A 12407-nucleotide genomic window follows, 5' to 3' on the forward strand; every position below is an offset into this window, starting at 1 on the left:
GGCGGGGGACCGCGGCCCCGCGTACGCCGTGCCCGGGCACGGGTCCGGGACGCGGCCCCGCCCCGGTTCCGGATTGCGCCGCACGAGTGGGGTTCCCCGCCTCCGTCGCCGTGTCGCCGCCACCCTTCTGCCGCACTGCTCTTCAGTTGGCACGTAGATCGGATCAACTCCCTAATACCGCCGAACGGGATCAGAAGCAGACCGGCCCCCGCGGCGGAGCGTCCCCCGGAGGTTGCAGTGATGTCCCACGAAGGCGTCGGGCTGCGCGCGGTGCTGCGCTCGGCCGCATTCCTCACCGCGGGCGTGCTCGCGGTGACCGCTCTCGCCGCGTGCAGTGCGGACGACGAGGCGGACAGACCCGCGGCCGTGCAGGACATCGCGCCCGCCTCCCGGGACCTGATCGCCGACGGCGGGACCCTGCGCTGGGCCGTGGACGCCGTACCGGAGACGCTGAACGCCTTCCAGGCGGACGCCGACGCCGCGACCACCCGCGTCGCCGGGGCCGTCCTGCCGTCGATGTACCGGCTCGACGCGAACGGCCGGCCGCAGATCAACTCCGACTACCTGGAGTCGGCGAAGGTCGTGGGAACGTCGCCCAGGCAGGTCGTGCTGTACAAGCTCAACCAGCAGGCCGTGTGGAGCGACGGACGCGAGATCGGCGCCGCCGACTTCGCCGCCCAGTGGCGCGCCCTGTCCGGCAAGGACTCCGCGTACTGGACGGCACGCAACGCCGGTTACGACCGCATCGAGAAGATCGAGCGGGGCAAGGACGACCTGGAGGTCCGCGTCACCTTCAGCCGGCCCTACGCCGACTGGAAGGCGCTGTTCTCGCCGCTGTACCCGAAGGACGTCATGGGCACCGCCGACTCCTTCAACGACGGCGCCCGGCGCAAGCTCAAGGTCAGCGCGGGGCCCTTCGCGGTGAAGGCGGTCGACCGCAAGACGGGCGAGGTCCGTCTCACGCGCAACCCGCGCTGGTGGGGCCGTCCCAGCAAGCTCGACGAGATCGCGCTCGTCGCCGTCGCCCGTGACAAGCGGGCCGAGGCGCTCGCCGAGGACAAGCTCGACCTGGCCGAGATCGACCCCGCCGAGGCCGAGCGCGTCACTCTCGCGGCCCGGAACAAGGATGGCGCCCCCCTGCGGGGGGCCTCCGCGACGAGCGGGAAGGAACCGTCCGCGGAGAGGAGCGAGAAGGGCACGTCCAGGAAGAAGGACGAGAAGAGCGAGTCCGAGGAGGACGGGAAGAACCCGGCGGACGAGGAGAGCGGCAGCGACGGGGACGAGGACGTCGAGCAGGAGAAGAGCGCCGAGCGCGAGAAGGCCGACAAGGCCGACAAGGCCGACAAGGATGAGAAGGCCGAGAAGCGCGAGAAGGCCGAGAAGCGCGAGAAGGCCGAGAAGCGCGAGAAGGCCGAGAAGAGCGAGAAGGCCGAGAAGAGCGAGAAGGCCGAGAAGGCCGACGACGAGGACGGCGAGAAGAGCGAGAAGCGCTCCTCGCACGAGAAGAGCGAGAAGAGCGAGAAGAGCGACGCGGACGAGAAGGACGAGGGCGAGAAGGGGGAGCCGGGCACGAAGTCTGGTGCGAAGGGAAGCGGGGCCGGCGCGAAGAAGGCTCCCCGGGAGTCGGCGCTGAGCCGCTTCGTGGTCCGCAAGTCCCTCGAACCCGCCTACACGCAGCTCGCCCTCAACGGCTCCGAGGGCCCCCTCGCCGACGAGCGCGTCCGCCGCGCCGTGGCCCGTGCCCTCAACCGCGGGGAACTCGCCCGGATCGTCCTCCGGCCGCTCGGTCTGCCCGCCGAACCGGTCGGCAGCCATCTCGCCCTCGCCGGACAGGCCGCGTACGCCGACGGCAGCGGAGCCCTCGGCGACCAGGACGCCGCCGAGGCGCGGGCGCTGCTCGCGGACGCCGGGTGGGTGCCGGGCGGGCCGCTCACGGAACAGAAGAAGTCGGAGAACGCGGCCGGGTCCAAGGGCAGGAAGGGCGAGGGCGGCGAGGACGGCAGGCCGGGCGCGGGCGGGACGTACGTCCTCGGCGACGACGACAAGCCCTCCGGGGTGGGCCGGCGGCCGGCCCAGGACCCCAAGGACCACCCGAGGAGCCAGGAGCAGCAGACCGGCGTGCGCCAGGGCGTCCACAAGGACGAGCAGGCCACCCGGCACCTGGACGGCCGGCAGTACGCCGGGCAGGGCGGGCTTCCGGGGGCCTACGCCCCCAAGGGGACGGCTGCCCCCAAGGGGACGGCTGCCCCCAAGGGGACGGCCGCGCCCGCGGGCGCCGCGTCCAACGTCCTCGCCAAGGACGGCAAGCCGCTGGCGCTGCGCTTCGTGGTGCCCTCCGGCTCCGGTTCGGAGTCCCTGCGCCTCGTGGCCGACCGGATCGCGCGGATGCTCCAGCGCGTCGGTGTCCGCACGGACATCACGAAGGTCTCCGACGCGAGCTACTTCAAGGACCACATCGCCTCGGGGGAGTACGACCTGGCGCTCTACTCGTGGCCCGCCTCCGCCTTCCCGGCCACCGACGCCCGCCCGATCTACGCCAAGCCCGTCCCGGCGGCGGACGGCTCGCTGAGCGTCGAGCAGAACTACACGCGCGTCGGCACCGACCAGGTCGACCAGCTCTTCGACCAGGCGCTCTCCACCCTGAACGAGAACGAGGCGCGCTCCCTGGTCCGCAAGGCGGACGCCCGCATCTGGGCCGCCGCCGGTTCCATCCCCCTCTACCAGCGCCCCCAGCTCGCCGCCGCCCGCATCGGCCTGGCGAACACCGGAGCCTTCGGATTCCAGACGCCCGTGTACGAGGACATGGGCTTCCTGAAGAAGGGGAAGAAGCCTTCGGCGAGCCCGTCGAAGAGCCGCTGACCTGCGGGTGAACGGACCGGGTCCGCCCCGTGGCGGGTCCGGTCCGTCCGGGCGCCGGTAACCCTGCGGAGGCCGCTTCTGTCAAGGCCACGTACCATGGGGTAAGGCCGTGGCGTGTTCAGCCCGGCAGTGGCCCCGCGGATGCGGAGGCCGTCCACTCACTCCGGGAGAAGCGCCTCACTATGGCCACGCGCCACGACATCCGCAACGTCGCCATCGTCGCCCACGTCGACCACGGCAAGACCACCCTGGTCGACGCCATGCTCAAGCAGGCCGGTGCCTTCGCCGCGCACGCCGCCGAGTCGCTCGACGACCGCATGATGGACTCGAACGACCTGGAACGTGAGAAGGGCATCACGATCCTGGCGAAGAACACGGCGGTCAAGTACCACCCGAAGGACGGCGGCGACGCCATCACGATCAACATCATCGACACCCCCGGCCACGCCGACTTCGGTGGTGAGGTCGAGCGCGGCCTGTCGATGGTGGACGCGGTCGTCCTGCTGGTCGACGCCTCCGAGGGCCCGCTGCCGCAGACCCGCTTCGTGCTGCGCAAGGCGCTCCAGCAGCGCCTGCCCGTCATCCTGTGCATCAACAAGACGGACCGCCCGGACTCGCGGATCGACGAGGTCGTCAACGAGACCTACGACCTCTTCCTCGACCTGGACGCCGACGAGGACCAGATCGAGTTCCCGATCGTCTACGCCTGCGCGCGTGACGGCGTGGCCTCGCTGACCAAGCCGGAGAACGGCACCGTCCCGGCCGACAGCGACAGCCTGGAGCCGTTCTTCTCCACGATCCTGGAGCACGTCCCGGCCCCGTCCTACGACGAGTCCGCGCCGCTCCAGGCCCACGTCACCAACCTGGACGCCGACAACTTCCTCGGCCGCATCGCGCTGCTCCGCGTCGAGCAGGGCGAGCTGCGCAAGGGCCAGACCGTCACGTGGATCAAGCGCGACGGCTCGATGTCCAACGTGCGCATCACCGAGCTGCTGATGACCGAGGCGCTCACCCGCAAGCCCGCCGAGGTGGCCGGCCCCGGTGACATCTGCGCCGTCGCCGGTATCGCGGACATCATGATCGGTGAGACCCTCGCCGACACCGAGAACCCGATCGCGCTGCCGCTGATCACGGTCGACGAGCCGGCGATCTCCATGACCATCGGCACCAACACCTCGCCGCTCGTCGGCCGCGGTGGCACGGGCAAGGGCGCGGACGCCAAGGCCGCGGTCAAGGACCGCAAGGTCACCGCCCGCCAGGTCAAGGACCGCCTGGACCGCGAGCTGATCGGTAACGTCTCCCTCCGCGTGCTCGACACCGAGCGCCCGGACGCCTGGGAGGTCCAGGGCCGCGGTGAGCTCGCGCTCGCCATCCTGGTCGAGCAGATGCGCCGCGAGGGCTTCGAGCTGACCATCGGCAAGCCCCAGGTCGTCACCCAGGAGATCGACGGCAAGGTCCACGAGCCCGTCGAGCGCATGACGATCGACGTGCCCGAGGAGCACATGGGCGCGGTCACGCAGCTCATGGGTGTCCGCAAGGGCCGGATGGACAACATGTCGAACCACGGCTCCGGCTGGGTCCGCATGGAGTTCGTCGTCCCGTCCCGCGGTCTCATCGGCTTCCGTACCGAGTTCCTGACCCAGACCCGCGGCACCGGCATCGGCCACTCCATCCACGAGGGCCACGAGCCGTGGTTCGGCACGCTGGCGACCCGTAACAACGGTTCGCTCGTCGCCGACCGCGCCGGCGCCGTCACCGCGTTCGCGATGACGAACCTCCAGGAGCGCGGCGTGCTGTTCACCGACCCCGGCACCGAGGTGTACGAGGGCATGATCGTCGGCGAGAACTCGCGCTCCGACGACATGGACGTGAACATCACCAAGGAGAAGAAGCTCACGAACATGCGGTCGTCCTCGGCCGACTCGTTCGAGGCGATCGTGCCGCCGCGCAAGCTCTCCCTGGAGCAGTCCCTGGAGTTCTGCCGCGACGACGAGTGCGTCGAGGTGACCCCGGAGGCCGTTCGCATCCGCAAGGTCGTGCTCGACCAGCGCGACCGCGCCCGCACGGCGAGCCGCGCCAAGCACGGCTGACGATCCGGCCCACGCACCCGACGGACGGCGCCGCGCGCGGCGTCCGTCGGGTCCCTGACGTGCCGTCCGCGTGACCTTCGAGAGGCCCGGTCCACCGCACTGCGGTGGACCGGGCCTCTCGCGTTTCCGGGGGGTAAACCGTGCCAGTTCGGTCAACGGTGGGATCGATGCAGCGGCGTTCGCATATCGGGCACCGGACAATCAAGTTTCGGACACGTAAACGAAATTTTCCTCGCAAGTGTCCGTTTCGACGGATTCCGATCTCACCTGTCAAGCGCGTGCAGGTGTCGTTCTCTGCAATTTTTGCTCAAAAAATCGACGGTAGGGATATCCCTATGTCTTCCACTCTTGACGTGCGTTGACCTACTTGGTGAAAGTTCCCTGAAACCGCAGAACCTGCCGGTATCTGCGCTGCGTCAACTCCGCATCCCCCGGGGGAAGAACACACATGACCAGTCCAACCAAGGCCGAGGGCCCCGGCCCGTCGGTCGCCTTGGACCTCGAGCTGGACTCGACCGCCGAGGCCACCGAGCCCAAGAAGCTTGAGGGCCGTTCCCCCGGCCAGCTGATGTGGCAGCGTTTCAGACGCGACCGTACCGGCATGTTCTGTGCCGCGGTAGTGATTTTCTACTTCGTGGTCGCGCTCGTGGCACCGCTGATCGTGTCCCTGGCGGGGACCGACCCGTACACGCTCTACGGGCAGGACCCCACGTACGCGGACTCCCCCGTCCTCGACGAGTTCGGGCTGCCGCTCGGTTACCTCGGCGGTGTCTCGGGCGACCACTGGTTCGGTGTCGAACCGCAGTACGGCCGCGACCTGTTCGCCATGCTGCTGTACGGCATGCGCACCTCGCTGCTCATGGCGCTGGGCGTGACCGTCCTGGTCATGTTCAGTGGTGTCGTCATCGGCCTGATCGGTGGATACTTCGGCGGGCGCACCGACTACTGGATCGGCCGCGTCACCGACTTCTTCCTCTCGTTCCCGCAGCAGCTGTTCTTCATCGCCTTCATGCCCGTGGTGACCGCGTTCTTCGTGGACCCGGAGGAGGAGACGCCCACGTACTTCCGGGCCGTGGCCATCCTCATCGTGCTGTGGGTGCTGGGCTGGATGGGTATGGCGCGGCTGGTCCGCTCCACCGTACTGTCCCTGCGCGAGCGTGAGTTCGTGGAAGCCGCCAAGGTCTCGGGCGCGTCGCCGTGGCGGATCGTCCGCAAGGAGATCCTGCCCAACGTCGTCTCCCCGATCCTGGTGCAGTTCACGTACCAGCTCCCCAGCACCATCCTCACCATCGCCTTCCTCTCCTTCGCCGGAGTCGGCTTCGTCGAACCGACTCCGGACTGGGGGCGCTTGTTCGCCGCCGGCGCCAAGTACGCCGAGCAGGACCCGGCGTTCATGTTCTTCCCCGGAATGGCGCTGGTGATCTTCATCCTGTGCTTCAACCTCCTCGGAGACTCTGTACGGGATGCCTTCGACCCCAAGTCCGGGCGCTGAACCGTCCATTGGTGGGGGGTGGCTGCCGCCCCCGCGTCGGCCTACCAGCCGCGTCAGGCAGTACTCATGGATAACAACCGACAGGTAGGTGCATCACCGCTATGAAGTCGTTCAACTCGCGCAGAGCACGCGCCATCGTGGTCGCCCTCGCGGCCGGTTCCCTCGTGCTCACCGGATGCTCGGAGAACAAGGGCGGCAGCTCGGGCAAGGACTCCAAGAAGGACCAGAAGGAGGCCGCTTCGCAGTCCAAGGCGGTCGTCTACGCCGACGCGACCGCCTCCACCGGCCCCGCCGAGGAGGTGCCCGGCGCCAAGAGCGGCGGCACGATCCAGGTCTACCAGGAGGCGGGCCTCTCGCACCTGGACCCGGGCCAGATCTACGTCTCGGACGCCGGCCAGGTCGCCAACCTGCTCTTCCGCGGTCTGACCAACTTCGAGGAGGACGGCAAGGGCAACGTCTCGGTCGTCGGTGACCTCGCCACCGACTCCGGCAAGTCCTCCGACGGCGGCAAGACCTGGACCTTCACGCTGAAGGACGGCATCACGGACCAGAACGGCGTCGCGATCACCTCGGCCGACATCCGTCACTCCGTCGAGCGCCTCTACGCCGAGTTCATCTTCGACGGCCCCACCTACCTGCAGACCTGGCTGAGCGGTCCCAAGTACCGCGACGCGCTGAAGGACGGCGGCTTCGGCAAGAAGCACCTGCCGGACTCGGTCCTGGAGACCCCGGACGCCAAGACCGTCATCTTCCACTTCGACACGGCGCGCCCGGACCTGCCCCAGACGCTCGCCATGCCCGGCTACTCCGTGGTCACGGAGAAGAGCGACACGAAGGCGAAGTACGACAAGGCCCCGGTCGCGACCGGCCCGTACAAGATCGCCGAGTACAAGGTCGGCAAGACCCTCAAGCTCGTCAAGAACGAGAAGTGGGACCCGAAGACCGACTCCGTGCGCCACCAGTACGTCGACGGCTTCAACTTCGACTTCGGTGTCACCGAGTCCACCCAGACCAAGCGTCTGATCGCCGACCAGGGCGACTCCAAGACCGCCATCCAGTTCACGGGCTCCGTCGACTCCACGCAGATCCAGGACGTCATCGGCGACCCGGCGGTCAACAAGCGCACGATCAAGGGCTACCAGCCCTACGTCATGACGCTGACCTTCAACCTGGACCGCGTGAAGAACAAGACGGTCCGTGACGCGGTCACCTACGCCGTCAACTCCAAGTCCCTCATCGCGGGCGAGGGCGGCGCGTACGGCGGCGACGTGGCCCCGAACCTGTTCGCCCCGACCCTGCCGGGCTACGAGGCCACGTACGACCCGTACGGCCGCCTGAAGACGCCGTCCGGCAACATCGAGAAGGCCAAGGAGCTCCTCAAGGGCGTTCCCGCCGCCGAGAAGAAGCTCGTCTTCGCCTACGGCAACACCGAGCAGGGCCAGAAGCGCAAGGTCGCCATCGAGGACGCCCTGACCAAGGTCGGCATCGAGGTCGTCGCCAAGGAGATCGACTCGGCGAGCTACTACGAGCAGATCGGCAAGGTCAAGAACCCGTACGACATCTACATCTCGGGCTGGGGCCAGGACTGGCCGTCCCCGGCCACCGTCGTCACGCCGATCTACGACGGTGACCAGGTCGCCGACGGCGCGCCGAACTACTCGCACATCAACGACCCGAAGGTCCAGGAGCTCATCAAGAAGGCCCTCGGCCAGCAGCCGACCGAGGCCGCCGCGACCTGGAAGGAAGCGCAGCACTACATCCTCGAGAAGATCAACCCGGGCGCCCCGCTCTGGTACACGAAGCAGTTCCAGCTCTTCGGTTCGAACATCGGCGGTGCCCGCTACAGCACCGAGTCGAGCTACATCGACGTCACCCGTCTGTTCGTGAAGTCGTAACTCTCTACGGCTGATCGCGGGAGTGCGCACCAGGCGGAGCGCACTCCCGCGGTTCCGTGAAACCGCCCACCGCCTCCGCAGAGAGCAGCCTCCCGCCATGCTTCAGTTCATCCTCCGGCGTACGGTCGGTGCCGTCGTCACCCTGTTCCTCATCGGTGCCGCCACGTTCTTCCTCTTCGTCGCCGCACCCTCCGACTACGCCTCCCTGGCCTGCGGCAAGGACTGCTCGCCGGCGAGACTGGAGGACATCCGCCAGGCGCTGGGCCTCAACGAGCCGGTCGCCCAGCAGTTCTGGGAGTTCATGTCCGGCATCGTCGCCGGCCGTGACTTCCCCGACGGTCACTGCGCGGCCCCCTGCCTCGGACAGTCCTTCTACTCGGGCGACTTCGTCTGGGACACGATCATGGACCGGTTCCCGCTGACCCTCTCGCTGACCGTCGGTGCCATGGTGGTCTTCCTGGTCGTCGGCCTCGGGGCGGGCATGCTCGCCGCCTACCGGCGCGGTTCGACGGTGGACAAGGTCGCCACCGGCGCGTCCATGGTGCTCAGCTCGTTCCAGATCTACTTCCTCGGCCCGATCGCGCTGACGATCTTCGTCTACAGCACCGGGTGGATGGAGGACCCCAAGTACGTCCCGTTCACCGAGGACCCGGTCGGATGGCTGGTCGGACTCTCCATCCCGATGGTCGTGATGGCCACCATCTTCACCGCGCAGTACACGCGTATGGCGCGCGCGTCGATGATCGAGCAGCTCGCCGAGGAACACGTGCGCACCGCCCGTGCGAAGGGCATGTCGAAGAAGTACGTCTTCTTCCGCTACGCCTGGCGCGGCTCGCTCATCCCGATCGTCACGGTCCTCGGCATCGACATCAGCGCGCTGCTGGGCGGCGGCGTCGTGACCGAACTGACCTTCTCGCTGCAGGGCATCGGCCGGCTGGCCGTGGACGGCGCCGTCACCAAGGACCTCCCGCTGACGATGGGCGTCATGCTGTTCGGGGCCTTCTTCATCCTGATCCTGAACATTCTCGTCGACATCGTGTACGCGTACATCGACCCGCGCGTCCGGCTCTCCTAGGAAGAACGAACCACCGTGACCACACTGACCAAGACCGAGGACGCCCCGGCCCCGACCGGGCCGGAGAGCTTTCTCTCGGTCCGTGATCTGAAGGTGCAGTTCTCCACCGAGGACGGCATCGTCAAGGCGGTCGACGGCCTCTCCTTCGATGTCGAACGCGGCAAGACCCTGGGCATCGTCGGCGAGTCCGGCTCCGGCAAGTCCGTCACCAACCTGACGGTGCTCGGTCTGCACAACCCGCAGAGCACCACCGTCGAGGGTGAGATCGTCCTCGACGGCAAGGAACTCGTCACCGCCACGGAGAAGGAGCTGGAGCAGCTCCGCGGCAACAAGATGGCGATGATCTTCCAGGACCCGCTGACGGCCCTCTCGCCGTACTACACCGTGGGCCGGCAGCTCTCCGAGCCGTACATGAAGCACACCGGCGCCTCCAAGAAGGAGGCGAAGAGCCGGGCGATCCAGATGCTGGAGAAGGTCGGCATCCCGCAGCCCAAGGTGCGCTTCGACGACTACCCGCACCAGTTCTCCGGCGGCATGCGCCAGCGCGCGATGATCGCCATGGCGCTGATGTGCGACCCCGACCTCCTGATCGCCGACGAGCCGACCACCGCGCTCGACGTGACGGTCCAGGCGCAGATCCTCGACCTCCTCAAGGACCTCCAGCAGGAGTTCGGCTCCGCGATCATCTTCATCACCCACGACCTCGGCGTCATCGGCAACATGGCCGACGACCTGCTGGTGATGTACGCGGGCCGGGCCGTGGAGCGCGGCAGCGTCCGTGAGGTGCTGGGTTCGCCGAAGCACCCCTACACCTGGGGTCTGCTCTCGTCCATGCCGCGCCTGGACGGCGACATCCACGAGATGCTGACGCCCATCCCGGGCTCGCCCCCCTCCCTGCTCAACCCCCCGACCGGGTGCCCCTTCCACCCGCGCTGCGCCTTCCAGGAGCAGGTCGGCAGCCGCTGTGTCAGCGAGCGGCCGGCGCTGCCGGAGGGTCGTGCCTCGGCGTGCCACCTGACGGCCGAGCAGAAGCAGACCATCTTCATCGACACCATCAAGCCCCGGCTGCGCTAGGGAGATCCGAGACATGAGCGAGAACCTCACACTCCCCGCACAGCAGGGCTCCACCGACACCAGGCGCGAGACGCTCCTCAAGGTCGAGGGGCTGAAGAAGCACTTCCCGATCTACGGCGGCTTCCCGATCAAGCGCCAGGTCGGTGCCGTCCAGGCCGTCGACGGGATCGACCTGGACATCGCCGTCGGCGAGAGCGTCGGGATGGTCGGCGAGTCCGGCTGCGGCAAGTCGACGGCCGGCCGGCTCATCACCCGGCTGCTGGAGCCCACCGACGGCAAGATCGTCTACGCGGGCCAGGACATCACGCACGCCTCGCGCAAGAAGATGGCCCCGGTGCGCTCCGAGATCCAGATGATCTTCCAGGACCCGTACTCCTCGCTGAACCCGCGGCAGACGGTCGGCTCCATCATCAAGTCGCCGATGGAGGTCAACGGGATCAACCCGGCGGGCGGCCGGGAGAAGCACGTCCGTGAGCTGCTCGAACTGGTCGGTCTCAACCCCGAGCACTACAACCGCTTCCCGCACGAGTTCTCGGGCGGACAGCGGCAGCGCATCGGCGTGGCGCGTGCCCTCGCGCTGAAGCCGAAGCTGATCGTCGCCGACGAGCCGGTCTCCGCGCTCGACGTGTCGATCCAGGCGCAGGTCGTCAACCTGCTGCAGAAGGTCCAGGAAGAGATGGGCATCGCCTTCCTCTTCATCGCCCACGACCTGGCGATCGTCCGGCACTTCTCGCAGCGCGTCGCGGTGATGTACCTCGGCAAGGTGGTGGAGGTCGGCGACCGGGACTCCATCTACAACCGTCCCCGCCACCCGTACACCCACGCCCTGCTCTCGGCGGTTCCCGAGGTCGACCTCGACGACGAGGCCGCGGGCCGCGAGCGGATCCGTCTGTCGGGCGACGTCCCGTCGCCGATCTTCCCGCCGTCCGGCTGCCGTTTCCGCACCCGCTGCTGGAAGGCGCAGGACAAGTGCGCGACCGAGGAGCCGCCGCTGGTCCAGCTCTCGGGCAACCGTGAGGGCCACCTGTCGGCCTGCCACTTCCCCGAGGACCCGACCACCGAGGCCCGCGACGAGGACATCGTCCTGGACCCGGCGCTGGCGGCGCTGGAGGGCGACGCCGACGACGTCACGGACAAGGGCACGGACTAGAAGAGGCTGCGGCGCCCTCCGTGGGGGAGCGGGGCCGTGCCGGGGGAGACCCCGACGGGACCGGGGCGGAAGCACGTTGCTTCCGCCCCGGTCCTTTGCCGTTCCGGCGCGGGCGCGGGCGTGCAGGGGTCGGTTAACTGTTCGACATCCTCCGGAGCGTCCGCCATGCTCCCCTGCGGCTGTGCCGGCCCGCCGTGCCGCCCGGCCGCGCTCGCGGGGCCGCACCCGTGCGCGCGGCGGAGCGTGCCCCGGGCGGGCCGCGCACGCCGTCCGAAGGCCGTCGCCGCATCCGCGGCGGACGTACCGGCGTCCGGTCGTGACGCCATGAAGGCTCCTGGAGGAACCGGTTGAACCCCACCATCCACAACATCACCTTCGACTGCACCGGGGACCCCTACGACCTGGGGCTGTTCTGGAGCGAGTTGCTCGGGCGGCCCCTGGCCGAGGACGACAAGCCCGGTGACCCGGAGGCCGTGCTGCGCGACCCCGACGGCGGCCCGACCCTGCTCTTCGTCCGGGTCCCCGAGGGCAAGACCGCCAAGAACCGCGTCCATCTCGACCTGCGGCCGAGCGGGCGCACCCGGCGGGCGGAGGTCGAGCGGGCGCTCGCCCTCGGAGCCCGGCTCGTCGACGACCGGACCCGTCCCGACGGACGGGGCTGGGTCACCCTGACCGATCCCGAGGGCAACGAGTTCTGCGTGGAGCGCGGCGACGCGGACACCGTGACGGACGTCCCGGCCGCGTCGGCCGAGCAGGGGGACTGAGCAGGAGG

The 12407-nt window shown here is 68.8% G+C and carries 8 protein-coding genes; all 8 read left to right on the forward strand.

The window, feature by feature from the left end:
- Window positions 1–240 precede the first annotated feature (240 nt).
- The 8 genes from ACFW6B_RS12285 (at window position 241) to ACFW6B_RS12320 (ending at window position 12399) form a co-directional block, all read left to right on the forward strand.
- Window positions 241–2859, forward strand: coding sequence for an ABC transporter substrate-binding protein (locus ACFW6B_RS12285; protein WP_386594838.1), 2619 nt, complete (start codon window positions 241–243; stop codon window positions 2857–2859).
- Between the two features lie 182 nt (window positions 2860–3041).
- A complete protein-coding gene (typA, locus tag ACFW6B_RS12290; RefSeq protein ID WP_386594840.1) occupies window positions 3042–4949 on the forward strand; it encodes a translational GTPase TypA in 1908 nt (635 codons plus the stop codon).
- A gap of 448 nt (window positions 4950–5397) precedes the next feature.
- Complete coding sequence (locus tag ACFW6B_RS12295) at window positions 5398–6441, forward strand: ABC transporter permease (RefSeq protein WP_386594841.1); 1044 nt, start codon at window positions 5398–5400, stop codon at window positions 6439–6441.
- 101 nt (window positions 6442–6542) lie between these two features.
- A complete protein-coding gene (locus ACFW6B_RS12300; RefSeq protein WP_386594843.1) occupies window positions 6543–8336 on the forward strand; it encodes an ABC transporter substrate-binding protein in 1794 nt (597 codons plus the stop codon).
- Between the two features lie 97 nt (window positions 8337–8433).
- On the forward strand, window positions 8434–9411 hold the full coding sequence (locus ACFW6B_RS12305) for an ABC transporter permease (RefSeq protein ID WP_386594845.1): 978 nt from the start codon (window positions 8434–8436) through the stop codon (window positions 9409–9411).
- 15 nt (window positions 9412–9426) lie between these two features.
- Entirely contained in the window at window positions 9427–10485 is a 1059-nt protein-coding gene (locus tag ACFW6B_RS12310; protein ID WP_386594847.1) for an ABC transporter ATP-binding protein, read from the forward strand.
- A 13-nt stretch (window positions 10486–10498) separates the two neighbouring features.
- Window positions 10499–11635, forward strand: coding sequence for an ABC transporter ATP-binding protein (locus ACFW6B_RS12315; protein ID WP_386594850.1), 1137 nt, complete (start codon window positions 10499–10501; stop codon window positions 11633–11635).
- A 347-nt stretch (window positions 11636–11982) separates the two neighbouring features.
- Entirely contained in the window at window positions 11983–12399 is a 417-nt protein-coding gene (locus ACFW6B_RS12320; RefSeq protein WP_386594852.1) for a VOC family protein, read from the forward strand.
- The last annotated feature ends 8 nt before the right edge of the window (window positions 12400–12407 follow it).

Source organism: Streptomyces sp. NPDC058751, assembly GCF_042746485.1.
In the GTDB taxonomy this organism is placed as follows: domain Bacteria; phylum Actinomycetota; class Actinomycetes; order Streptomycetales; family Streptomycetaceae; genus Streptomyces.

Bases quoted from the DNA above. Each gene is read 5' to 3' on its own strand.
- ACFW6B_RS12285 (WP_386594838.1), top strand. From the start codon at position 241: ATGTCCCACGAAGGCGTCGGGCTGCGCGCGGTGCTGCGCTCGGCCGCA.
- typA (WP_386594840.1), top strand. From the start codon at position 3,042: ATGGCCACGCGCCACGACATCCGCAACGTCGCCATCGTCGCCCACGTC.
- ACFW6B_RS12295 (WP_386594841.1), top strand. From the start codon at position 5,398: ATGACCAGTCCAACCAAGGCCGAGGGCCCCGGCCCGTCGGTCGCCTTG.
- ACFW6B_RS12300 (WP_386594843.1), top strand. From the start codon at position 6,543: ATGAAGTCGTTCAACTCGCGCAGAGCACGCGCCATCGTGGTCGCCCTC.
- ACFW6B_RS12305 (WP_386594845.1), top strand. From the start codon at position 8,434: ATGCTTCAGTTCATCCTCCGGCGTACGGTCGGTGCCGTCGTCACCCTG.
- ACFW6B_RS12315 (WP_386594850.1), top strand. From the start codon at position 10,499: ATGAGCGAGAACCTCACACTCCCCGCACAGCAGGGCTCCACCGACACC.